We start from the raw sequence: 24967 nt of genomic DNA on the forward strand, positions 1-24967 counted from the left end.
TACATTCCGAACCCGGAAGCTAAGCCTTACAGCGCCGATGGTACTGCAGGGGGGACCCTGTGGGAGAGTAGGACACCGCCGAACTCCTTTTAGAGGGCTGGATCCAAAACTTAGGTTTTGGGTCCAGCCCTTTTTTGTTTCCCGTCATCTGACGTTCACGTGTCGCGCGCAGCATCCGTGACATGGGTACTGCTGCAATGCTCCGGGCCGCCGGCATCGGTGTCGGCGACGAGGTCGTCGTATCGGCCTTCGGGAACGTCGAGGTGGCCGAGGCCGTGGTCCTCGCGGGTGCGCTGCCGGTGTTCGCCGACATAGACCCGCTGACGTACTGCCTGGACGCCGCTGCCGTAGACGCGGTCGTCGGTCCGCGGACGGCCGCCGTCGTCGCCGTGCACCGCTTCGGGCGGGTGGCGGATGTGCCGGGGTTGCGTGCCGTCGGAGGCCGGCATGGGCTGTTGGTGCTGGAGCAGGGGGAGTCCGAGGCGCCGTACGACGAGGTGGCGCAGCGACGGCAGCGGGCGGCCTATCTGGACGCCAGGTTGAAGGGTGTGCTGGTGCCCGACGGGGGTGACAGGCACACGTATCAGCAGTACGTGGTGCGGGTGCCCGGGAACGGGCGGCCGGACCGAGATGCCTTCGCACGGGCCCTGCGCCTCAGAGGGGTTGAGTGCCGGGTGCCGGTGAAGACGCCGGTGCACCGGCTGCCCGACCATCGGCGGTGTGTGTCCTTGCCGGAGACCGAGCGGGCCGCCGACGAAACGCTGGCACTGCCCGTCGACACCTCCCTCACCAAGCGGGAGTTGCAGCGCGTGGTGTCGGCCTGCAATGCGCTGGGCGGACTGCTCCAGCCCGCCTTCTGACGGAATTTGGGAGCACGGGCGCGTTCAGGGTACGATCTCTTTCGTTGCCGCGAGGGAAACCCCGCAAGGCAGCCGGCCCCTATAGCTCAGTCGGTAGAGCGTCTCCATGGTAAGGAGAAGGTCAACGGTTCGATTCCGTTTGGGGGCTCCATAGCAAAAAGGCCCCGCCCCTTCGGGCGGGGCCTTTTTCATGCCCGTCTTCCGTCTTCTGTCAGTCCTGGTGGACTTCCGGGACCCGCATGGCCAGGATCGCCATGTCGTCGGAGGGGGCGTCGGAGGCGAAGCGTTCGACCGCGCGCATGATGCGGGCGGCGACCGCGCCGGCCGTGAGGCCCGTGCAGGTGGTGAGGACGTCGGCGAGGCCGTCGTCGCCCAGCATGCGGGTGCCTTCGCGGCGTTCGGTGACCCCGTCGGTGACGCACAGCAGGACGTCGCCCGGATCGAGGGTGACCGTCTGCTCGTAGAGCTCCAGGTCCTCCATGACGCCCAGGAGCGGCTGGGGTTCGGCGGCCGGTTCGACGGTGCCGTCCTGGCGCAGGCGCAGGGGGAGCGGGTGGCCGGCGCAGACCACCTTCAGCTCGGCGCTGCCGTCCTCCTGCGGGCGCATCTCGCCGTAGAGGAGGGTCAGGAAGCGGCTGCGGGCTCCCTCGTCGAGGATGGCGGAGTTCAGGCGCTCCAGGACCGCGGGGCCGCTGAGGCCCTCACGGGCGAGCAGGCGCAGGGCGTGCCGGGCGAGGCCGGTGACGGCGGCGGCGTTGGGGCCGGTGCCGCAGACGTCGCCGATGGCGAAGCCGTAGGCGCCGTCGCTGATGGGGAAGAGGTCGTAGAAGTCGCCGCCGACCTCGTTGCCCTCGCCGGCGGCGCGGTAGATGACCTCGACCTCGACGCCGTCGATCTCGGGCAGCTCGGGCGGCAGGAGGCTGCGCTGGAGGGACTGGCTGATGGCCGTGCGCTCGGAGTAGAGGCGGGCGTTGTCCAGGGCGAGCGCGGCCCGTCGGCTCAGGTCCTCGGCGAGTTCGAGGATCTCCTGGCGGAAGTGCTCGTCGGTGGGCTTGCCCAGCGTCAGCATGCCGATGACGCGGTTGCGGGCGACCAGGGGCAGGACCACCGTCTCGCCGCCGACAGCGGAGGCGGTGGCGAGCGTGGGGCCGATGCCCGCGCTGACGCGGCCGACCGGCTCGCCGAGGCCGAGGCTGCGCATGGACGTGCGCAGGGCGGCCTGGTGCGCCGACTCGGCGGGGGCCGACCAGATACGGGCGCCCGGGGTGGGTACCGGGTCCGGCGGGGGGATCTTCGACAGCAACGACTTGATGCCGTCGATGAGTTCCTCGTCCTCGTGCAGGACGTACGACAGGTAGGGCTCGGAGGCCTGGTCGGCGATCGTGTAGACCGCGCACCAGGTAGCGAGGGTCGGGACGGTCATCTGGGCCATGAGCGCCAGCGTCTGGTCGCGGTCCAGGGTGCCGGCCAGCAGGTCGGACGCCTCCACGAGGAAGCTGAGCGAGCCCCTGCGCAGCCGTTCGAGTTCGCCTAGGCGGGCGGACTCGACGGCCAGGGCGATGCGGTCGGCGGCGAACTGGAGGCGCAGGGCCTCCTCGTTGGAGTACCGGCCGGGTCCCTCCGCGGCGACGCCGAGGGAGCCCGTGAGGCGGCCCTCGACCTTGAGGGGGACGGTGACGACGGAGCGCATGCCGGTGCCGCGCAGCAGGGGGACGGCGCCGGGCACCATCGTGAGGTCTTCGTGGACCGCGGGCATCCGGGCCGAACCGTAGCGGCCGGGGCCGGCCTCGACCGGGACGCGGGCGAAGCGCTGGCGGGCGGAGGGCAGGCCGGTGGAGGCGCGGACCTCCAGTTCGGTCTCGTCGTCGGTGGCGAGCAGCAGGAAGGCGGAGTCGCCGTCGAGCATGTCGCGGGCGCGTTCCACGGTGCGCTGGAGCAGGCCGTCGAGGTCGTCCGGGGCGGGGGAGCCGATGAACACCTCGAACGGGTCGGTGCTCGTCGACTCGGAGGCGGAGTCGCCGGACGGCATGCGCAGGGGGGTCTGCAGGACGGCCCGCTCGTGGTTGCGGACCAGGAGGCAGACCGTGGAGGGCTCGCCGTCGGTGTCGCGGACGCGCAGGTGGGAGGCGTACACCGGGGTGACGCGGCCGTCGGCGCCCCTTATGCCGTAGCTGCCCTCCCAGCGGGAGAGCTGAAGGGCCTCGGCGATGCCGGTGCTGGTGCCGGGGGTGTGCGGCCAGGCCGCGAAGTCGGTGAGGGGCTTGCCGACGACCTGCTCGGCCGCGTAGCCGAAGAGGTCCTCGGCGTCCTCGTTCCACGAGGAGATGGCGCCGGTCCGGTCGATCTGGATCACGGCGACGCGGACGCGGCCGTCGGCGAGCGGGAGGAGGTCGAGGGGGAGCGCCGGTCCGGCGGCGCGGGTGCCGACGGGGCGCTCGGGAAGGTCGAGCTGGAACCAGACCTGCTTGTGGGTGGGGGAGTAGTCGACGCCCCAGCGGCCGGCGAGCGCGGCGCACAGCTGGAGGCCGCGGCCTCCCTCGCGGTCGGGGCTGCCCATGTTGACGGGGGAGCCCTGCAGCGGGATCTCGCGCTCGGGGTAGCGGTCGGCGACTTCGATCCGTACGCCGTCCTCGCTGCGCAGGCACAGGACGTCCGCGGAGGTGCCGGCGTGGACGACGGCGTTGGTCACCAGTTCGCTGGTGAGGACCACGGCGTCGTCGACGATGTCGGCGAAGCCCCAGCCCTGCAGGGTGTCGCGGACGAAGGAGCGGGCGCTCGCGACGGATCGCCCGACGGGCTCGAAGCTGGCTGCCGCGCGCGCGGTGATCACTGAACTCCTCGTCCGGTCGTCGACGTGCAGGGCTTCGCGGCCGGCCGGGCCGTGCCGCTGGTGCGGCATCTGTCCGCCCGTCGGCCCGTCCGGGGTCGGTGCCCCCGGAATCAGTCCGGTGGTCATGTCCGGCCGCCCCTCCGTTGCCCGCTCGTGCTCCTCCTGCCACCGCCCAGGCCGGACGGACCGGCGCGGCTGGACAGCCGCATGCAAGGTTACTTACCTTCGCGGTCCCTGCGGATGCCGGTCTGCAGTGTTTCCGTCCGGAGGGTGTGCGGACGATGTGCGAAGCTGCCGAACTGTTATGGCCGGGTTCGGCCGGGGTGAAACACTGGGCAGGCTTCTGGTGAAGGTCCGGGCAGGCCGAGTGTGAGGCGCGCCCGGTGGGCAGCAGCCCGAGGTGCGGCCCGGTTCGTCCGGGCGGGCCACCCGGTGGACAACGGGTACGCGGAAGCAGCAGCACCGAGCACGACAGTGATGGTCGACCCCTGCGGGAGGGACACAGTGGAGTCTGGCGCAGCGACGCGGGGCACTGAGACGCGCGCGAAAGGCGGACAGTCCCTGAGGAGGGAACGCAAGAGTCGCGGCGGTACCACCGCCGTGGACACGGCGGCCCTGAACCGGTTGCTGGCGGCCCTGGTGTCGATGCGCGACGGGAACTTCCGCAAGCGGCTCACGGTGTCCGGCGACGGCGTGATGTCGGAGATCGCGGCCGTCTTCAACGAGGTGGCCGACCGCAATCTCCACCTCACGGGTGAGCTGGCGCGGGTGCGCCGGATGGTCGGCCGGGAGGGCAAGCTGACCGAGCGGCTGGAGACCGGGGCCTGCGAGGGCTCCTGGGCGGCCGCGATCGACAACTCGAACGCGCTGGTGGACGACCTGGTCCGGCCGGTGTCCGAGGTCGGGCGGGTGCTGTCGGCGGTGGCCGAGGGTGATCTGTCGCCGCGTATGGAGCTGCGGACGCAGGCCACGGACGGCACGGGGCATCCGCTGCGGGGCGAGTTCCTGAAGGTCGGCCGTACCGTCAACAATCTGGTCGACCAGCTGTCGACGTTCACCGACGAGGTCACGCGCGTGGCCAGCGAGGTGGGCACGGAGGGCAAGCTCGGCGGGCAGGCCCGGGTGCGGGGCATGTCGGGTTCGTGGAAGGACCTGACGGACTCCGTCAACACGATGGCGTACCGGCTGACCGCTCAGGTGCGGGACATCGCGCTGGTGACGACGGCGGTCGCCAAGGGTGATCTGTCGCGCAAGGTCACGGTGCACGTGGCCGGCGAGATGCTGGAGCTGAAGAACACCGTCAACACGATGGTGGACCAGCTGTCGTCGTTCTCGTCCGAGGTGACGCGCGTCGCCCGCGAGGTGGGCACCGAGGGCGAGCTGGGCGGCCAGGCGCAGGTGCCCGGTGTGGCGGGTGTGTGGAAGGACCTCACCGATTCGGTGAACCTGATGGCCGGCAATCTGACGGCCCAGGTGCGCGGTATCTCACAGGTGACGACGGCGGTCGCCAACGGTGACCTGTCGCAGAAGGTGACGGTGTCGGCGCGGGGCGAGGTCGCCCAGCTCGCGGACACGATCAACCAGATGACCGAGACGCTGCGGATCTTCGCGGACGAGGTCACACGCGTGGCCAACGAGGTCGGCGCGGAGGGGCAGCTCGGCGGTCAGGCGAATGTGCCGGGCGCGGCCGGCACCTGGAAGGACCTGACGGACTCCGTCAACACCGTGTTCCGGAATCTGACCATTCAGGTGAGGGACATCGCGGCGGTCACGACCGCCGTGGCCAGTGGTGACCTCTCGCAGAAGGTCACGGTCGACGTGGCCGGCGAGATGCTGGAGCTGAAGAACACCGTCAACGGCATGGTCGACCAGCTGTCGTCGTTCGGCAGCGAGGTGACCCGGGTCGCCCGTGAGGTCGGTGTCGAGGGTGAGCTGGGCGGCCAGGCGCAGGTGCCGGGGGCCGCGGGGACGTGGAAGGACCTGACGGACTCCGTCAACACGGCGTTCCGGAACCTCACCGGACAGGTGAGGAACATCGCGCAGGTGACGACGGCGGTCGCCAACGGCGACCTGTCGCAGAAGGTCACCGTGGACGTGTCCGGCGAGATGCTCCAGCTGAAGAACACCGTGAACACGATGGTGGACCAGCTGTCGTCGTTCGCGGACCAGGTGACGCGGATGGCCCGGGACGTGGGCACGGAGGGCCGCCTGGGCGGTCAGGCCGTCGTACCGGGGGTGTCGGGCACCTGGAAGGAGCTCACCGACTCGGTCAACTTCATGGCCGGCAACCTGACGTCCCAGGTGCGGCAGATCGCCCAGGTGACGACGGCGGTGGCGCGCGGTGACCTCTCGCAGAAGATCGACGTGGACGCGCGCGGGGAGATCCTCGAGCTGAAGAACACCATCAACACGATGGTCGACCAGCTCTCCGGCTTCGCCGACCAGGTGACCCGGGTGGCCCGTGAGGTGGGCACCGAGGGCCGCCTCGGCGGTCAGGCGCAGGTGCCCGGTGTCGCCGGTGTGTGGCGGGATCTCACGGACTCCGTGAACGGCATGGCCGGCAACCTCACCGCCCAGGTGCGCAACATCGCGCAGGTCGCGACGGCGGTGGCGCGCGGTGACCTCTCGCAGAAGATCACCGTGGACGCGCGCGGGGAGATCCTCGAGCTGAAGAACACGCTGAACACGATGGTGGACCAGCTGTCGTCGTTCGCGGAGGAGGTCACCAGGGTCGCCCGCGAGGTGGGCACCGAGGGCGAGCTGGGCGGTCAGGCCGAGGTGCAGGGGGTCTCCGGCACCTGGAAGGACCTCACCCAGTCCGTGAACTTCATGGCGAACAACCTGACCATCCAGGTGCGCCAGATCGCCGAGGTCACCACCGCGGTCGCCAAGGGCGACCTGTCCAAGAAGATCACCGTCGACGCCAAGGGCGAGATCCTCGAACTGGTGACGACGGTCAACACGATGGTCGACCAGCTGTCGTCGTTCGCCGAGCAGGTGACCCGGGTGGCCCGTGAGGTGGGCACCGAGGGCATCCTGGGCGGCCAGGCGCACGTCCCGGGGGTCACGGGCATCTGGAAGGACCTCAGCGGCAATGTGAACCTGATGGCGAAGAACCTCACCATGCAGGTGCGGAACATCTCGCAGGTCGCCGCCGCCGTCGCCAACGGCGATCTGACGCGGACGGTGACGATCGAGGCGCGCGGCGAGGTCGCGCAGCTCGCCGACACGTTCAACACGATGGTGAAGACGCTGAGTTCGTTCGCCGACCAGGTCACCAAGGTGGCCCGTGAGGTGGGCACGGACGGCATCCTCGGCGGGCAGGCGCACGTCCCGGGTGTGGCGGGCACCTGGAAGGACCTCACCGAGTCCGTGAACCAGATGGCGTCCAACCTGACCGGTCAGGTCCGCAACATCGCCATGGTCACGACGGCCATCGCCAAGGGCGACCTGACGAAGAAGATCGACATCGACGCCCGGGGCGAGATCCTGGAGCTGAAGACCACGATCAACACGATGGTCGACCAGCTGTCGTCGTTCGCCGAGGAGGTCACCCGCGTCGCCCGCGAGGTGGGCACGGAGGGGCAGCTCGGCGGCCAGGCACGCGTGCGTGACGTGGACGGCACCTGGCGCGACCTGACCGAGTCCGTGAACGAGATGGCCGGGAACCTGACCCGGCAGGTGCGCGCCATCGCGCGCGTGGCGACCGCGGTGACCCGCGGCGACCTGAACCTGAAGATCGACGTCGACGCGTCCGGCGAGATCCAGGAGCTGCAGGACTACATCAACAAGATGATCGCCAACCTGCGCGACACCACGATCGCCAACAAGGAGCAGGACTGGCTCAAGGGCAACCTGGCCCGGATCTCGGCGCTGATGCAGGGCCGCCGGGACCTGGAGGACGTGGCCTCGCTGATCATGAGCGAGCTGACGCCGGTGGTGTCCGCGCAGCACGGCGCGTTCTTCCTGGCGATGCCGCTGGTGGACGGCAAGGACATCAGCGCCGAGGGCGAGGACCAGTACGAGCTGCGGATGCTGGGGTCGTACGCCTACTCGATGGGGTCGATGCCGACCTCGTTCCGGCCGGGTGAGGGGCTGATCGGGACGGCGGCCCTGGAGAAGCGCGCGATCCTGGTGGAGAACGCGCCCAGCGGCTACCTGAAGATCTCCTCCGGGCTCGGTGAGGCGCCGCCCGCGCAGGTGATCGTGCTGCCGGTGCTGTTCGAGGGCAAGGTGCTCGGTGTGATCGAGCTGGCCTCGTTCACACCGTTCACGCAGATCCAGAAGGACTTCCTCAACCAGATCGCCGAGATGATCGCGACCAGCGTCAACACCATCTCGGTGAACACCAAGACCGAGGTGCTGCTGCGCCAGTCGCAGGAGCTGACCGAGCAACTGCGGGAGCGCTCGGCCGAGTTGGAGAACCGGCAGAAGGCCCTCCAGGCGTCCAACGCCGAACTGGAGGAGAAGGCCGAGCTGCTGGCCCAGCAGAATCGCGACATCGAGGTGAAGAACACCGAGATCGAGGAGGCGCGGCAGGTCCTGGAGGAGCGCGCCGAGCAGCTCGCGGTGTCGATGCGCTACAAGAGCGAGTTCCTCGCCAACATGTCGCACGAGCTGCGCACGCCGCTCAACTCGCTGCTGATCCTGGCGAAGCTGCTCGCCGACAACGCCGAGGGGAACCTGTCCCCGAAGCAGGTCGAGTTCGCCGAGACGATCCATGGAGCCGGTTCCGACCTGCTCCAGTTGATCAACGACATCCTCGACCTGTCGAAGGTCGAGGCGGGCAAGATGGACGTCTCGCCGACGCGGATCGCGCTGGTGCAGCTGGTGGACTACGTGGAGGCCACGTTCCGGCCGCTGACCGCGGAGAAGGGCCTGGACCTGTCCGTACGGGTCTCGCCCGAGCTGCCGGCCACGCTGCACACCGACGAGCAGCGGCTGCTGCAGGTGCTGCGGAACCTGCTGTCCAACGCGGTGAAGTTCACCGACTCCGGGTCGGTGGAGCTGGTCATCCGGCCCGCGGGCTCGGACGTGCCGCAGTCGATCCGGGAGCAGCTGCTGGAGGCCGGGTCGCTGGCCGAGGCCGACGCCCCGCTGATCGCGTTCTCGGTGACGGACACCGGCATCGGGATCGCCGCGAGCAAGATGCGGGTGATCTTCGAGGCGTTCAAGCAGGCCGACGGCACCACGAGCCGCAAGTACGGCGGTACGGGTCTGGGGCTGTCGATCTCGCGGGAGATCGCCCAGCTGCTCGGCGGGGAGATCCACGCGCAGAGCGAGCCGGGGCGTGGTTCGACGTTCACGCTGTATTTGCCTCTGCACCCCAGCGAACTGCCTCCGCAGGGGTATCAGCAGCAGCTGCCGCCCCTGGACCCGGGTGACCTGGTGGCGTCGGCGGCCGATCTGTCGGAGCTGTCCGACGCCGAGATCGAGACGCCGGCCGAGGTGCGGTCGTACCGGGAGACGCAGAACGGGGCCGCCGCGCTCTTCCGGCGCCGGCGCCGGGCCGCGGAGCTGGAGCCGCGGCCCGCGCAGCCGGAGCTGCGGCCGGCCGTCACCGACACCGGCGCGACGGGCCGGACGCAGCGGGGCATCCGCTTCGGCGGCGAGAAGGTGCTGATCGTCGACGACGACATCCGCAACGTCTTCGCGCTGACCAGCGTGCTGGAGCAGCACGGGCTGTCCGTGCTGTACGCGGAGAACGGCCGGGAGGGCATCGAGGTCCTGGAGCAGCACGACGACGTCGCGGTCGTGCTGATGGACATCATGATGCCCGAGATGGACGGGTACGCGACGACCACGGCGATCCGGAGGATGCCGCAGTTCGCCGGGCTGCCGATCATCGCGCTCACCGCGAAGGCGATGAAGGGCGACCGGGAGAAGGCGATCGAGTCGGGTGCGTCCGACTACGTGACCAAGCCGGTGGACCCCGATCATCTGCTCACGGTGATGAACCAGTGGATGAGGGAGCAGTGACAGGAACGGACCGGAGTGCAGTGGATTTGTTGACTCAGGGTGCTCGAAGCTGTGTAGAAGTGCGGGATTCGGGGAACCTTCTGGTCTCCCGCTACGTTTCTGCTACGTGCACAGTGACATCGCGGTGACAGGGTGTGGCGACAGGCGGGGTGCGGCTACCATGACCGGCACGAGGGCGGACGGCGTAAGGGAGCTGTCCCCTGGGGCGGAGCCCGGTGCACTGCCGGGGCGAGGAGGGCGGGCCATGGTGCAGAAGGCCAAGATCCTCCTGGTCGATGACCGGCCGGAGAATCTGCTGGCGCTGGAGGCGATCCTCTCTGCGCTCGATCAGACCCTGGTGCGGGCATCGTCCGGGGAGGAAGCGCTCAAAGCACTGCTGACGGACGACTTCGCGGTCATTCTGCTGGACGTCCAGATGCCGGGAATGGACGGTTTCGAAACCGCGGCGCACATCAAGCGACGGGAACGGACCCGGGACATCCCGATCATCTTCCTCACCGCGATCAACCACGGTCCGCACCACACCTTCCGCGGATACGCGGCGGGCGCGGTGGACTACATCTCGAAGCCGTTCGACCCGTGGGTGCTGCGGGCGAAGGTCTCGGTCTTCGTCGAGCTGTACATGAAGAACTGCCAGCTGCGCGAGCAGGCGGCACTGCTCCGGCTCCAGTTGGAGGGCAACGGCGGGAAGGCGGCCGGCGCCGAGTCCAAGGAGCCCGCGGGGCTGCTCGCCGAGCTGTCGGCGCGCCTGGCGGCCGTCGAGGAGCAGGCCGAGGCGCTCTCGAAGCAGCTCGACGACGACTCGGCCGACGCGGCCGCGGTGGCCACGGCGGCCCATCTCGAACGCAAACTCACGGGTCTGCGGCGGGCGCTGGACGCGCTGGAGCCGGGCGCCGGCAACGCGTCGTCGGTGTCGTCGCAGAACTGACCGCGGGGCGCCCCCGGTTGGTGACCGGCGGCGCTATGTCCGGATGTGTGAGTCGGCGTCAGTTCGCCGCCTCCGCACGGGCGACACGAACGGGTGAAGCAGTGGGCACACGTGTCCACTGTCTCCTCCACCGGTAACCTCACCTCCATGGCCTCACGTTCCTCCGCAGCCAAGAAGCCGCCCGCGAAGAAGGCGGCCGCTCCGGCGAAGGCTCCGGCGAAGAAGGCCGCCGCCAGGAAAGCCCCCGCGAAGAAGGCGCCGGCGAAGAAGGCCGCGGTCCGCAAAGCTGCGCCCCCGCCCAAGCCGGCGCCCAGCCCCACCGGGGGCGTGTACCGGTTCGTGCGCGCGATCTGGCTCGGGCTCGCCCACGCCGTCGGCGCGGTGTTCCGCGGGATAGGGCAGGGCGCGAAGAACCTCGACCCCGCCCACCGCAAGGACGGCGTCGCCCTCCTGCTGCTCGGCCTGTCCCTGATCGTCGCCGCCGGGACCTGGTCCAATCTGCGCGGCCCCGTCGGGGACCTCGTCGAGATCATCGTGACCGGTGCCTTCGGCCGGCTCGACCTGCTGGTGCCGATCCTGCTCGCGGTCGTCGCCGTGCGGTTCATCCGGCACCCCGAGAAGCCCGAGGCCAACGGCCGTATCGTCATCGGCCTGTCCGCGCTCGTCATCGGCGTGCTCGGCCAGGTCCACATCGCGGTCGGCTCGCCCGCCCGCAGCGCCGGCATGCAGGCCATAAGGGACGCCGGCGGGCTCATCGGCTGGGGCGCGGCCACCCCGATGACGTACACCATGGGCGAGGTCCTGGCCGTACCGCTGCTGGTGCTGCTGACGGTCTTCGGCCTGCTGGTCGTCACGGCCACCCCGGTCAACGCCATCCCGCAGCGGCTGCGGCTGCTCGGCGTGAAGCTGGGCCTGCTGCCGGACCCGGAGGACGACGAGTACTTCACCGACGACGACGAGCGCTACGACGAGCAGTGGCGCGAGGCGCTGCCCGCCGCGCGCGGGCGCAAGCGGGGCGGCCGAGCCCCTGAGGCGTACGACCCCCAAGACGCCGAGCAGGAGGCCCTCTCGCGGCGTCGCGGGCGTCCCAGGCGCTCCGCGGTGCCCCAGCCCGAGATGGACCGCCCCCTGGACGCCGTGGACGTCGCCGCCGCGGCGGCGGCCGCGCTCGACGGCGCCGTGATGCACGGCATGCCGCCCTCACCGATCGTCGCCGACCTCACCCAGGGCGTCGGCGTGGGCGACCGCGAGGACACCACGCCCGTGCCGACGCCGGTCCCGGCGGCGCGTCCCCAGCAGGACCGGCTGCCCGGGTCCAAGGCCGCCGACCTCACCAAGACCGAGGTCCCCGACCTCACCAAGGCCGCGCCCGTACCCGACGAGATCCGCGATCTGCCCCCGCGCGCGGAGCAGCTGCAGCTGTCCGGGGACATCACCTACGCGCTGCCGTCGCTCGACCTGCTCGAGCGCGGCGGACCCGGCAAGTCGCGCAGTGCCGCCAACGACGCCGTCGTCGCGTCGCTCACCACCGTCTTCACCGAGTTCAAGGTCGACGCCCGCGTCACCGGCTTCACGCGCGGGCCGACGGTCACGCGCTACGAGGTCGAGCTGGGCCCGGCCGTCAAGGTCGAGCGCATCACCGCGCTCACCAAGAACATCGCGTACGCCGTCGCCAGCCCCGACGTGCGGATCATCAGCCCCATCCCCGGCAAGTCCGCGGTGGGCATCGAGATCCCCAACACCGACCGCGAGATGGTCAACCTCGGAGACGTGCTGCGGCTCGCCGCGGCAGCCGAGGACGACCATCCGATGCTGGTCGCGCTCGGCAAGGACGTCGAGGGCGGCTACGTCATGGCGAACATCGCCAAGATGCCGCACGTCCTGGTCGCCGGTGCGACCGGTTCCGGAAAGTCGTCCTGCATCAACTGCCTGATCACCTCGATCATGATGAGGGCGACCCCGGAGGACGTCCGCATGGTCCTGGTCGACCCCAAGCGCGTCGAGCTGACCGCCTACGAGGGTATCCCGCACCTGATCACGCCCATCATCACCAACCCGAAGCGGGCCGCCGAGGCGCTGCAGTGGGTCGTCCGCGAGATGGACCTGCGGTACGACGACCTGGCGGCGTACGGCTACCGGCACATCGACGACTTCAACCAGGCCGTCCGCAGCGGCAAGGTGAAGGCCCCGGAGGGCAGCGAGCGCGAGCTCCAGCCCTACCCGTACCTGCTGGTCATCGTGGACGAGCTCGCCGACCTGATGATGGTCGCGCCGCGGGACGTGGAGGACGCGATCGTGCGCATCACGCAGCTCGCGCGCGCGGCCGGCATCCACCTGGTGCTCGCCACCCAGCGGCCGTCGGTCGACGTCGTCACCGGCCTAATCAAGGCGAACGTGCCCTCGCGGCTCGCCTTCGCCACCTCCTCGCTCGCCGACTCCCGGGTCATCCTCGACCAGCCGGGCGCCGAGAAGCTGATCGGCAAGGGCGACGGCCTGTTCCTGCCCATGGGCGCGAACAAGCCGACCCGGATGCAGGGCGCGTTCGTGACCGAGGAGGAGGTCGCGGCGGTCGTCCAGCACTGCAAGGACCAGATGGCACCCGTCTTCCGGGACGACGTGGTCGTCGGGACCAAGCAGAAGAAGGAGATCGACGAGGAGATCGGCGACGACCTCGACCTGCTGTGCCAGGCGGCGGAGCTGGTCGTGTCCACGCAGTTCGGCTCGACGTCCATGCTCCAGCGCAAGCTGCGGGTCGGGTTCGCCAAGGCGGGGCGCCTGATGGACCTCATGGAGTCGCGCGGCATCGTGGGGCCGAGCGAGGGGTCGAAGGCACGGGACGTCCTCGTGAAGGCCGACGAGCTGGACGGCGTACTCGCGGTGATCCGTGGGGAGGCTTGAATGTGTCCCTCAGGGAAAAGCGGACCCTTGGTGGCGAGCGGGCCGGGTAGGCGATGAGTCGATGCCTGATCGTGACTCACGCGTAGGGGATCATTGAGCAACCGTTTCCCTTCGACGTACGTCAAGTTGAGCGAAACGACAAACTCTTGGCCGCCATCGGCGTGTCCGGCCCTTCCGATGGCGTACAAAGTCGCACCGCCCGCTTGCCCCACCCTTTTGTCGCCCCCCTAGACTGAACCTCCAGCACAGGTGGCTCAACGCTCGAAAGGCGCCCCCGTGTCCATCGGCAACTCCCCTGAAGACGAGCGTCCGTTCGACGACGAGTCCGACGACTCCCGGCCCTCGATCGGGCATGCCCTGCGGCAGGCCCGTCTCGACGCCGGGCTGACCGTCGACGACGTCAGCACCGCCACCCGGGTCCGCATCGCCATCGTGCAGGCCATCGAGGCGGACAACTTCGCCCCCTGCGGTGGCGACGTGTACGCCCGTGGCCACATCCGGACCCTGGCCAAGGCCGTCCACCTCGATCCGGCCCCGCTGCTCGCGCAGTACGACGCGTCCCACGGCGGACGGCCGGCGCCCACCCCGGCGGCCCCCCTGTTCGAGGCGGAGCGCATCCGTCCCGAGCGACGCGGGCCGAACTGGACCGCGGCCATGGTCGCCGCGATCGTCGCCGTGATCGGGTTCGTCGGCTTCACCGCCTTCAAGGGCGGCGACGACGAGGGCGGGAAGTCCGCCGTCGCCGAGGGCGGCTCGACGCCGTCGGCCGACAAGAGCACGCCGACCCCCAAGACCGACAAGCCGAAGGACCCCGAGCCCGAGCCCTCCGACAGCGCCATCGCCGCCGTCCCGCAGGACAAGGTGACCGTGCGGGTCAGCGCCGCCGACGGACGCAGCTGGGTGGCCGCCAAGGACCACAACGGACGGCTGCTCTTCGACGGCCTCCTCAAGCAGGGCGACAGCAAGACCTTCCAGGACAGCGAGAAGATCAACCTGGTCCTCGGCGACGCCGGCGCGATCGACCTGTACGTCAACGGCAAGAAGATCGAGGACGACTGGCAGCCGGGCGCCGTGGAGCGCCTGACCTACACCAAGGGCGACCCGCAGGCCGGATAGGTCCGGACCACAAGGGGCGCCGTGGACGGGGTCGGCCGGGATCGGCCAACCCCGTCGACGTGGGCCGTCAGTGAGACAAAGTAGTCTTGAGCCCATGCCTGAACGCCGTACCGTCGCACTCGTCACTCTTGGCTGCGCCCGCAACGAGGTGGACTCGGAGGAGCTCGCAGGCCGTTTGGAGGCGGACGGCTGGGACCTCGTGGAGGACGCCGCCGACGCGGACGTCGCCGTCGTCAACACCTGCGGCTTCGTCGACGCCGCCAAGAAGGACTCCGTCGACGCCCTCCTGGAGGCCAACGATCTCAAGGGCCACGGGAGAACCCAGGCCGTCGTGGCGGTGGGCTGCATGGCCGAGCGCTACGGCAAGGACCTCGCCGAGGCCCTTCCCGAGGCCGACGGCGTGCTCGGCTTCGACGACTACGCCGACATCTCCGACCGCCTCCAGACCATCCTGTCCGGCGGCATCCACGCCGCGCACACCCCGCGGGACCGGCGCAAGCTGCTGCCGATCAGCCCCGCCGAGCGGCAGGAGTCCGCGGCCGGGGTCGCGCTGCCCGGACACGCGCCGGCCGACCTTCCGGACGGGCTCGCTCCGGCCTCCGGGCCGCGGGCGCCCCTGCGCCGCCGCCTCGACGGTGCCCCCGTCGCCTCCGTGAAGCTCGCCTCCGGCTGCGACCGGCGCTGCTCCTTCTGCGCCATCCCGTCCTTCCGTGGCTCCTTCATCTCGCGCCGCCCGAGCGACGTGCTGAACGAGACGCGGTGGCTCGCCGAGCAGGGCGTCAAGGAGATCATGCTGGTCTCCGAGAACAACACGTCGTACGGCAAGGACCTGGGCGACATCCGGCTGCTGGAGTCCCTGCTGCCCGAGCTCGCCGAGGTCGACGGCCTCGAGCGGGTCCGCGTCAGCTACCTGCAGCCGGCCGAGATGCGGCCCGGTCTGATCGACGTCCTGACGTCGACGCCCAAGGTCGCCCCCTACTTCGACCTCTCCTTCCAGCACTCCGCGCCCGACGTGCTGCGCGCGATGCGCCGCTTCGGAGACACCGACCGCTTCCTGGAGCTGCTCGACACCATCCGCGGCAAGGCGCCGCAGGCCGGCGTCCGCTCCAACTTCATCGTCGGCTTCCCCGGCGAGACCGAGGCCGACCTCGCCGAGCTGGAGCGCTTCCTGAACGGGGCCCGGCTCGACGCGATCGGCGTCTTCGGCTACTCCGACGAGGAGGGAACCGAGGCCGCCACCTACGACAGCAAGCTGCCCGAGGACGTCGTCGCCGAGCGGCTGGCCCGGGTGTCCCGGCTGGCCGAGGAACTGGTGTCGCAGCGCGCCGAGGAGCGCCTCGGCGAGACGGTGCAGGTGCTGGTCGAGTCCATCGACGAGGACGGCGTGTACGGGCGCGGTGCGCACCAGGCGCCGGAGACCGACGGCCAGGTGCTGCTCACGAGCGGCGCGGGCCTGAGCATCGGTCGTATGGTCGAGGCGAAGGTGGTCGGCACCGAAGGTGTCGATCTGGTGGCCGAACCGCTCCAGGGCACGCTCGCGTGTAGTGAGGAGTCGGGCAGATGACCGGAGTACCGGCGTCCGCCGCGGGCGGCCCCTCCCCGGCGGGTGCGACGGGCAAGGTGAGCGCGGTGGGTACGACGGGGAAGGCGAACCCGACGGGTGCGTCCCAGGCCGGTGCGCCCCGGCCCGCGGGCGCCGACCAGGGCGCCGAGGGCGACGGCCGGCCCGCGCGGGGCGCCAAGATCGCGGCCGCGGCCGTCAACCAGGCGAGCATCTGGAACATCGCCAATCTGCTGACCATGCTCCGGCTGGTCCTCGTGCCGGCCTTCGTCGCCCTGATGCTGGCCGACGGCGGCTACGACCCCGCCTGGCGCTCGTTCGCCTGGGCGGCCTTCGCCATCGCCATGATCACCGACCTGTTCGACGGGCATCTGGCCCGGGCGTACGACCTGGTCACCGACTTCGGCAAGATCGCCGACCCCATCGCCGACAAGGCGATCATGGGGGCCGCCCTCATCTGCCTGTCCGGGCTCGGCGATCTGCCGTGGTGGGTCACGGGCGTCATCCTCGGCCGGGAACTCGGGATCACCCTGCTGCGTTTCATCGTCATCCGGTACGGCGTCATCCCGGCGAGCCGCGGTGGCAAACTGAAGACGCTCACCCAGGGCGTGGCCGTCGGCATGTACATCCTGGCGCTGACGGGGTGGCTGGCGACGCTGCGCTGGTGGGTGATGGCCGCCGCCGTCGTGCTGACGGTGGTGACCGGACTCGACTATGTGAGACAGGCCATTGTGCTGAGGCGGCAGGGAATCGCGGAGCGCAGGGCAGCGTTGGAGGAGACCGAAGCGTGAACTCTCGCGCCGCGGACGTCGTGCGACTACTCACGGTGAAGGGCGAGACGCTTGCCGTCGCCGAGTCGCTGACCGGCGGCCTGGTCGCGGCGGACATCACCGGCGTTCCGGGGGCGTCCAAGGTCTTCCGCGGCTCGGTGACCGCCTACGCCACCGAGCTCAAGCACCGGCTGCTCGGCGTGGACGCCACCGTGCTGGAGCGCCGCGGAGCGGTGGACGCGCAGGTCGCGGCGGAGATGGCGGCCGGCGTACGCAAGGCGCTGGGAGCCGACTGGGGCATCGCCACGACGGGTGTGGCGGGGCCTGATCCGCAGGACGGACAGCCCGTGGGCACCGTCTTCGTGGCCGTGGACGGCCCCGTCCGTCCGGGTTCCGGTTCCGCCGGTGGCGGAAAAGTGGAGGCCCTGCGGTTGAACGGCGGCCGGGCGGAAATTCGTATGGAGAGTGTACGGAGCGTGCTCGCACTGCTTCTGAGGGAGCTGTCGGGCGAACACAGTGGGAATGAGCGGACACAGGATACGGAACGGAACGGGGGGTTTTGATGTTTGCAGCCCTGAGTGAACACGACATCGCTCCCCGCACGGCCGCGGCGCAAGGCGGTACGGTGGGGCGTGAAGGATGCGGCTACGCGGTCCGAGGAGGGAGCCACCGATGATTCTGCTCCGTCGCCTGCTGGGTGACGTGCTGCGTCGGCAGCGCCAGCGCCAGGGCCGTACTCTGCGCGAAGTCTCCTCGTCCGCCCGAGTCTCGCTCGGCTATCTCTCCGAGGTGGAGCGGGGGCAGAAGGAGGCTTCCTCCGAGCTGCTCGCCGCGATCTGCGACGCGCTGGACGTACGGATGTCCGAGCTCATGCGGGAAGTGAGCGACGAGCTCGCCCTCGCCGAGCTGGCCCAGTCTGCTGCGGCCACCCCCAGCGAACCTGTTCCCACGTCGGTCCGTCCGATGCTGGGTTCCGTATCGGTGACCGGTGTGCCACCGGAACGGGTGACCATCAAGGCGCCGTCCGAAGCGGTGGACGTGGTCGCCGCGTGACGGTGCCACTCGTGCGTGTGAACTGACCATGCGCTGAGGTGTGGTGTGAGGCCCCGGCCAGGGCTCCTCCAGTCGGATCTGGAGAGTGCGGGTCGGGGTTTCGTGCTGTCCGGGCTTCCGTGAGCCGTCGGGGCGCGCTTGCCGAGGTGCCGCGCGCCGGTCAGGGTGGACGTGTGACGGCGCATCGACGCGCGGTGACGAGGTCGCCCGCGCCGTGTACGCCTCCTGATGGCGCGAGGCGCGATCCGGCGCAGGGCTGGAGGTGAGCGGATGGCACGGCCCATAGCGCGCTGGGGGGTGGTTCTCGGGGGCTCGGTGCTGTGGTGGTGGGCCGTGGTGCGGCTCGTGTGCGTACCGGGCGCGGGAGCGCTGGAGGCGGCCGTCGCCGCCGGTGGCTGGGGGCTGAGCCTGCTGCCGGTGCACTGCGAACCGAAGGACCAGGCGGACGGGGCCGTCGACGCGAAGCGGTGGGTACGGGCCTGGCGCACAGGCCGCGCTACCACGGCATCGCCACACCACCGTTCGGGCGCAGGATGACTCCGTCCGCGCCTGTACGTCAGCGTCGTGCCGGTCGGTGATGGAAGTGCGGATCCAGCCCGGGGCGACGGCGTTCACACGGATGCCGTGCGGGCCCAGCTCCGCCGCGAGGGTCCTCGTCAGCTGAACCACGGCCGCCTTGGCCGCGCCGCACGCGAGAAGGCCGGGCGCCCGGTGTCCACGGTGCCCGAGGCCGTGACGATGCCCCGGCCGAGCATGGCGCGGTACGCCTCCTGGCAGGCGTACCGCACACCTGCGAAATCGACGTCCAGGACGGGGTCCAGGGCCGCCGTCTCGTGCAGGCCCGCGCGTCCCGGTCGGCACGGTGCACGGTCGTGCCGGCCCGGGCGAGCAGGAGGGGCGAGGTGCGGTCGATGCCCCCGGCGGCACCGGCGACGAACGCGGTGCCGCTGGTGAGGTCGTACGCGGTGACGGGCGTGAGGGGACCGTGAGGGCGGGGCCGCCGGGCCGCATATCTGACGGGTCGTCAACTCACCGCGCGGTCGCGGTCTCCGGGGCGTGGGGACGGGCCGGTCGGGGCGGGGCCCGCCTGGCAGTGCGGGCACCAGTAGGTGGGGCGGTCACGGGAGCCGTCGCCCTGCTGCGCCACGCGGATCCGGGTGCCGCAGCGTACGCAGGGGCGCCTCGCGCGGCCGTACACGAAGAGGTCCTGGCCGCGCAGGCCCGTGGTCTTGCGGATCGGGCGGTCGCGGTTGGCCTCCAGCAGCTTCTTGGCGAGCAGGGGCAGTTGGGCGGTGTGCTCGGCGGGGAGCGCGCCGACCGGCAGCCAAGGGGTGACCCGCAGCAGGAAGCAGATCTCGCTCTTGTAGACATTGCCGACACCGGCGAGATTGCGCTGGTCCAGCAGGGCCTCTCCGAGGGCACGGCCCGGATCGGCGAGCAGGTTGGCCAGGGCGATGTCAGGGTCCCAGTCCGGGCCCAGCAGGTCGGGGCCGAGGTGCCCGACCACCGTGTCCTCCTCGGAGGTGCGCAGCACCTCCAGGACGGGGAGGCGGTAGCCGACGGCCGTACGGGCCGGGCGCGCCTCGGCGGTGGCCGCGTCCGGGGTGGGGGTGGTGGTCAGGACCGCCCGGATCTGGTGGACCGGACCGCCCGTCCAGCGCTCCGTGCCGGCGAAGATCCGCCAGGAGCCCTCCATGCCGAGATGCGAGTGGATCGTCACACCCCCCTCGACCCGTGTCAGGAGGTGCTTGCCCCGCGCGGTGACGTCCAGGACCGTACGGCCCGAGAGGTCGACCAGGGCGAACTTCGGCACGCGGAAGTCGCTCAGAGCCAGCACGCGGCCCGCGAGGGCGGTGTGGAGCCGCTTCGCGGATTGCCAGACCGTGTCACCTTCGGGCATGACTCAAGGGTGACACGAGGGGGCGGGACGCATACCGGGGAGCCGGTCCCGCGATGCCTGCGGTGCCGGGGTGGTCAGGCACGGAGCCGGAGCCCCCGGGGGGTCGCGATGAAGCCCGCCGCCTCCAGGAGCGTGCCCACGGGGGACGTCAGGGCCTGGGCGCCGTTCACCCGCTCCACCGTGACCGTGCCGAGGGAACCCGCCGAGGCGGCGGCCGCCAGGGCTTCGGCGGCGGCCCGCAGCCGGGGGTCGTCGGCGGGCTCGGTCTCCGGGGCCGACGGCCAGGCGAGCAGGGTCTTGCCGCCGCGCTCCATGTAGAGCGTGAGCTCCCCGTCGACCAGGACCACGAGCGAGCCGGCCTTGCGGCCCGGCTTGTGCCCGGCGCCGGTGGGCGGCTCGGGCCACGGGAGGGCCGCGCCGTACGCGTTCGCCGGGTCGGCCGCCGCGAGGACCACGGCCCGGGTGTCGGGGGCGGGGCGGGCGCGGCGGGCGCCGTTCTGCCACGGGGTGTTCGGTCCCCGGCGGTTGCCGGCGGCGGCGCGGTCCAGGGGGGAGACGTACTCGTCCGGCTTGAGCCGCTCCAGGTGCGCGTCGAGGAAGTCGTGGTCGAGATCGGGGATGGCGTAGGACGGGTCGCCGTCCGGGTCGGCCGGGGTGCCGCCGAAGCCGTCCGCGCCCAGTGCGGGGGGGCCGGGCAGGTCCTCTCCGCGGTCGCGGGCGTTGGACACCGCGCGCAGCCGGTCCACCGCGCCGTCCATCGCGAACTGCGCGGCGCCCAGCCCTTCCACCACATAGCCGCGCCGGGCCTGGCCGCTCTCCTCGAAGGCGGCCAGGATGCGGTACGTCGCCGAGAAGCCGCCCTCGACTCCCTCGGCGGCGACCGCGCCGCGTGTCACCACGCCGTGCCGGTCCAGCAGGGTGCGGGCCAGGGCGTGGGCCCGCACGGTCGGGTCCGGTTCGAGCGGGGGCAGCAGGGACCAGCGGCCGGCGACGGTCGGCGGGCCGGTCCGGGAGGCCGTGCGGGCGGCGGCGGTCAGCGAGCCGTAACGCCCGCGCGGGACCGTGCGCTTGGCACGGTGGGCCGTGGAACCCGCGGTGCGGCCCGAGCCCAGCAGCGAACGCAGCGGCGCGAGCGTGTCGTTGGTCAGACGGCCCGACCAGGCCAGCTCCCAGAGGGCGTCCGCGAGCTGCGGGTCGGTGGCCTCCGGGTGGGTCGTGGCGCGGACCTGGTCGGCGATCTGACGGAAGAACAGTCCGTAGCCGCCGGACAGGGTGTCCAGGATCGACTGGTGGAGCGCCGTCAGCTCCAGGGGATGGGGCTGCGGCAGCAGCAGGGGGGCCGTGTCCGCCATGTAGAGGGAGACCCAGCCGTCCTTGCCCGGCAGTGAGCCCGCCCCCGCCCACACGACCTCACCGGCGGCCGTCAGCTCGTCGAGCATGGCCGGCTGGTATCCGGCGACCCGGGACGGCAGGACGAGCTTCTCCAGCGCGGACGCGGGCACGGAGGCGCCCTGCAACTGCTCGATGGCACGGACCAGTCCGTCGATCCCGCGCAGGCCGTGGCCCTTGCCGATGTGCTGCCACTGCGGCAGGAACTGGGCGAGCGCGCCCGGCGGCACCGGCTCCAGCTCGTGGCGCAGCGCGGCGAGGGAGCGGCGCCGCAGGCGGCGCAGGACCGTGGCGTCGCACCACTCCTGACCGATGCCGGCCGGATGGAACTCGCCCTGCACCACGCGTCCGCTCGCCGCCAGCCGCTGCAACGCGCCGTCGGTGATCGCCACGCCCAGCCCGAAGCGGGCCGCGGCCGTCGCCGACGTGAACGGGCCGTGGGTGCGGGCGTACCGCGCGAGAAGGTCGCCGAGGGGGTCCTTGACCGGCTCGGTGAATGCCTCCGGGACACCGACGGGCAGGGCGGTGCCCAGCGCGTCGCGCAGGCGGCCCGCGTCCTCGATGGCCGCCCAGTGGTCGGCGCCGCCGATGCGCACCTTGATGGCCCGGCGGGCACCGGCCAGCTCCCGCGCCCACGCCGGGTCCGCGCCGCGCTCGGCCAGCTCGGCGTCGGTGAGCGGGCCGAGGAGGCGAAGGAGGTCCGCGACGCCCTCGACATCCTTGATCCGGCGGTCCTCGGTGAGCCACTGCAGCTCGCGCTCCAGCTCGGTCAGCACCTCGGCGTCCAGCAGCTCGCGCAACTCCGCCTGCCCGAGCAGCTCGGCCAGCAGCCGTGAGTCGAGCGACAGGGCGGCGGCGCGGCGCTCGGCGAGCGGCGAGTCCCCCTCGTACAGGAACTGGGCGACGTACCCGAAGAGGAGAGAGCGCGCGAAGGGGGACGGCTCGGGTGTGGTGACCTCGACGAGCCGCACCTTGCGGGACTCCAGGTCGCCCATCAGCTCCACGAGCCCGGGGACGTCGAAGACGTCCTGCAGGCATTCGCGAACGGCCTCCAGGACGATCGGGAACGAACCGAACTCGCTGGCCACCTCCAGCAGTTGCGCGGCACGCTGACGCTGCTGCCACAGCGGGGTGCGCTTGCCGGGATTGCGGCGCGGCAGCAGCAGGGCGCGCGCGGCGCACTCGCGGAAGCGGGACGCGAACAGCGCCGAGCCGCCGACCTGGTCGGTCACGACCTGGTCGACGTCGCCCTTGTCGAAGACGACGTCCGCCGCGCCGACGGGCGCCTGGTCGCCGTCGTACTCGGTGCCGGCCCTGCGGGGCTCCTGGTCCAGCAGGTCGAGGCCCATGAGGTCCGCGTCCGGCAGGCGCAGCACGATGCCGTCGTCGGCATGCATGACCTGCGCGTCCATGCCGTAGCGCTCGGACAGCTTCGCGCCCAGGGCGAGCGCCCACGGGGCGTGCACCTGGGCGCCGAAGGGGGAGTGCACGACCACCCGCCAGTCGCCCAGCTCGTCCCGGAAACGCTCGACGACGATCGTGCGGTCGTCCGGGATGTGACCGCACGCCTCGCGCTGCTCGTCCAGGTACGACAGCACGTTGTCCGCGGCCCAGGCGTCCAGGCCCGCGGTGACCAGGCGCAGCCGGGCGTCCTCCTTCGACAGCGACCCGACCTCCCGCAGGAACGCGCCCACCGCGCGGCCCAGCTCCAGCGGCCGGCCCAGCTGGTCGCCCTTCCAGAAGGGCAGGCGGCCCGGCACACCCGGGGCGGGGGAGACCAGCACACGGTCCCGAGTGATGTCCTCGATGCGCCACGAGCTGGTGCCGAGCGTGAAGACATCGCCGACACGGGACTCGTAGACCATCTCCTCGTCCAGCTCGCCGACCCGGCCGCCGCCCTTCTTCGGGTCCGAACCGGCGAGGAACACCCCGAACAGGCCCCGGTCGGGGATCGTGCCGCCCGAGGTCACCGCGAGGCGCTGGGCGCCCGGGCGGCCGGTGATGGTGCCGGCGACCCGGTCCCACACCACGCGCGGGCGCAGCTCGGCGAAGGCATCCGACGGATAGCGGCCCGCGAGCATGTCGAGGACCGCCGTGAACGCCGACTCCGGCAGCGACGCGAACGGGGCGGCCCGGCGGGCCAGCGCGAGGAGGTCGTCGAACTGCCAGGTGTCCATCGCCGTCATGGCGACCAGCTGCTGCGCGAGGACGTCCAGCGGATTCGCCGGGACGCGCAGGGACTCGATGGCACCGGTGCGCATGCGCTCGGTGACCACGGCGGCCTGGACGAGGTCGCCCCGGTACTTCGGGAAGACCACCCCCGTGGAGACGGCCCCGACCTGGTGTCCCGCGCGGCCCACGCGCTGCAGGCCCGACGCCACGGACGGCGGCGACTCGACCTGGACGACGAGGTCCACCGCGCCCATGTCGATGCCCAGCTCGAGGCTGGAGGTGGCGACGACCGCGGGGAGCCGGCCCGCCTTGAGGTCCTCCTCCACCAGGGCGCGCTGCTCCTTGGAGACCGAGCCGTGGTGGGCGCGGGCGATGACCGCGGGCGCGCCCTGGGCGGCGCCGGAACCGCCCATCAGCTCCGCCGGGGAGTGATGCTCGTCGAGGGTCTCGCCGGTGGCCCGCTCGTAGGCGATCTCGTTCAGGCGGTTGCACAGGCGCTCCGCGAGACGACGGGAGTTGGCGAAGACGATCGTGGAGCGATGCGACTGGACGAGGTCGGTGATCCGCTCCTCGACATGCGGCCAGATCGAGGGGCGCTCCTGGCCCTCGGAGCCGTCGGCCACCGGGGAGCCGCCCAGCTCGCCCAGGTCCTCGACGGGGACGACGACCGACAGGTCGAACTCCTTGCCCGACGCCGGCTGGACGATCTCCACCTTCCGGCGCGGCGAGAGATAGCGCGCGATCTCGTCGACCGGGCGGACGGTCGCGGACAGGCCGATCCGCCGCGCCGGCTTCGGCAGGAGCTCGTCCAGACGCTCCAGACTGAGCGCGAGATGCGCGCCGCGCTTCGTGCCCGCCACGGCGTGCACCTCGTCCAGGATCACCGTCTCGATGCCGGTCAGCGCGTCGCGGGTCGCCGACGTCAGCATGAGGAACAGGGACTCGGGCGTGGTGATCAGGATGTCCGGGGGCCGCGTCGACAGCGCCCGCCGCTCCGCCGCCGGGGTGTCGCCCGAGCGGATGCCGACCTTGACCTCCGGCTCGGGCAGGCCCAGCCGGACGGACTCCTGGCGGATGCCGGTCAGCGGGCTGCGCAGATTGCGCTCCACGTCCACGGCGAGGGCCTTCAGCGGGGAGACGTACAGGACCCGGCAGCGCTGCCTCGGGTCGGCCGGCGGGGGCGTCGAGGCCAGCTGGTCCAGGGCGGCGAGGAACGCCGCCAGCGTCTTGCCGGAACCGGTGGGGGCCACGACCAGCACGTCCGAGCCCTCGTGGATGGCCTGCCACGCGCCCGCCTGCGCCGCGGTGGGCGCGGAGAAGGCACCCGTGAACCAGCCACGGGTCGCGGGGGAGAAGCCGTCCAGGGCTCGCTGCGGATCGCTGACCATGCATCCATCCTGCACCCGGGGACTGACAATACGGCTGACCTGCGCGGATGCCGCCGCGCCGGGGCCACGGGCGGGCCTTTTGGAAGGGGTCGGCGAACGGGTCGGACGGGTGCGGACGAGGAG

The 24967-nt window shown here is 71.4% G+C and carries 13 protein-coding genes, 1 tRNA gene, 1 rRNA gene and 1 pseudogene; 12 read left to right on the plus strand and 4 right to left on the minus strand.

The window, feature by feature from the left end:
• The 3 genes from rrf to ACFV46_RS28085 form a co-directional block, all read left to right on the plus strand.
• Positions 1-84: ribosomal RNA gene (gene rrf, locus ACFV46_RS28075) — 5S ribosomal RNA — on the plus strand; the annotation flags it as partial.
• 113 nt (positions 85-197) lie between these two features.
• Positions 198-860: a DegT/DnrJ/EryC1/StrS family aminotransferase gene (locus ACFV46_RS28080; protein WP_385500348.1), complete on the plus strand. Its 663-nt coding sequence runs from the start codon at positions 198-200 to the stop codon at positions 858-860.
• Between the two features lie 75 nt (positions 861-935).
• A tRNA-Thr gene (locus ACFV46_RS28085) sits at positions 936-1011 on the plus strand.
• A gap of 60 nt (positions 1012-1071) precedes the next feature.
• Here the strand turns inward: ACFV46_RS28085 and ACFV46_RS28090 are convergent.
• The gene (locus ACFV46_RS28090; protein WP_385500292.1) at positions 1072-3816 is read right to left on the minus strand and encodes a SpoIIE family protein phosphatase; all 2745 of its coding nucleotides are present in this window, start codon (positions 3814-3816) and stop codon (positions 1072-1074) included.
• Between the two features lie 378 nt (positions 3817-4194).
• Between ACFV46_RS28090 and ACFV46_RS28095 the strand changes: the two genes are divergently transcribed.
• The 9 genes from ACFV46_RS28095 (at position 4195) to ACFV46_RS28135 (ending at position 18532) form a co-directional block, all read left to right on the plus strand.
• Positions 4195-9669, plus strand: coding sequence for a HAMP domain-containing protein (locus ACFV46_RS28095; RefSeq protein ID WP_376730079.1), 5475 nt, complete (start codon positions 4195-4197; stop codon positions 9667-9669).
• A gap of 244 nt (positions 9670-9913) precedes the next feature.
• Entirely contained in the window at positions 9914-10597 is a 684-nt protein-coding gene (locus ACFV46_RS28100) for a two-component system response regulator (RefSeq protein ID WP_062673055.1), read from the plus strand.
• A gap of 147 nt (positions 10598-10744) precedes the next feature.
• Entirely contained in the window at positions 10745-13495 is a 2751-nt protein-coding gene (locus tag ACFV46_RS28105; protein ID WP_385500294.1) for a DNA translocase FtsK, read from the plus strand.
• 276 nt (positions 13496-13771) lie between these two features.
• Entirely contained in the window at positions 13772-14611 is an 840-nt protein-coding gene (locus tag ACFV46_RS28110) for a RodZ domain-containing protein (protein ID WP_361927338.1), read from the plus strand.
• Between the two features lie 94 nt (positions 14612-14705).
• The gene (rimO, locus tag ACFV46_RS28115; RefSeq protein ID WP_361927341.1) at positions 14706-16175 is read left to right on the plus strand and encodes a 30S ribosomal protein S12 methylthiotransferase RimO; all 1470 of its coding nucleotides are present in this window, start codon (positions 14706-14708) and stop codon (positions 16173-16175) included.
• A complete protein-coding gene (pgsA, locus tag ACFV46_RS28120) occupies positions 16172-16963 on the plus strand; it encodes a CDP-diacylglycerol--glycerol-3-phosphate 3-phosphatidyltransferase (RefSeq protein ID WP_361927343.1) in 792 nt (263 codons plus the stop codon). The genes rimO and pgsA overlap by 4 nt, the downstream gene beginning before the upstream one ends.
• Positions 16960-17505: a CinA family protein gene (locus ACFV46_RS28125; RefSeq protein ID WP_361927345.1), complete on the plus strand. Its 546-nt coding sequence runs from the start codon at positions 16960-16962 to the stop codon at positions 17503-17505. The genes pgsA and ACFV46_RS28125 overlap by 4 nt, the downstream gene beginning before the upstream one ends.
• Positions 17506-17614: 109 nt before the next feature.
• Entirely contained in the window at positions 17615-17995 is a 381-nt protein-coding gene (locus ACFV46_RS28130) for a helix-turn-helix domain-containing protein (RefSeq protein ID WP_019756312.1), read from the plus strand.
• 270 nt (positions 17996-18265) lie between these two features.
• A complete protein-coding gene (locus ACFV46_RS28135; RefSeq protein WP_385500296.1) occupies positions 18266-18532 on the plus strand; it encodes a hypothetical protein in 267 nt (88 codons plus the stop codon).
• Here the strand turns inward: ACFV46_RS28135 and ACFV46_RS28140 are convergent.
• The 3 genes and pseudogenes from ACFV46_RS28140 to ACFV46_RS28150 form a co-directional block, all read right to left on the minus strand.
• Positions 18518-18965: pseudogene (locus tag ACFV46_RS28140) on the minus strand (SDR family NAD(P)-dependent oxidoreductase); the annotation flags it as partial. The gene ACFV46_RS28135 and the pseudogene ACFV46_RS28140 overlap by 15 nt on opposite strands.
• A gap of 54 nt (positions 18966-19019) precedes the next feature.
• Entirely contained in the window at positions 19020-19895 is an 876-nt protein-coding gene (locus tag ACFV46_RS28145; protein WP_385500298.1) for a DNA-formamidopyrimidine glycosylase family protein, read from the minus strand.
• A gap of 74 nt (positions 19896-19969) precedes the next feature.
• On the minus strand, positions 19970-24844 hold the full coding sequence (locus ACFV46_RS28150) for an ATP-dependent helicase (RefSeq protein ID WP_385500299.1): 4875 nt from the start codon (positions 24842-24844) through the stop codon (positions 19970-19972).
• Positions 24845-24967: the final 123 nt, after the last annotated feature.

It is taken from the genome of Streptomyces sp. NPDC059852, assembly GCF_042731455.1.
In the GTDB taxonomy this organism is placed as follows: Bacteria; Actinomycetota; Actinomycetes; order Streptomycetales; family Streptomycetaceae; genus Streptomyces.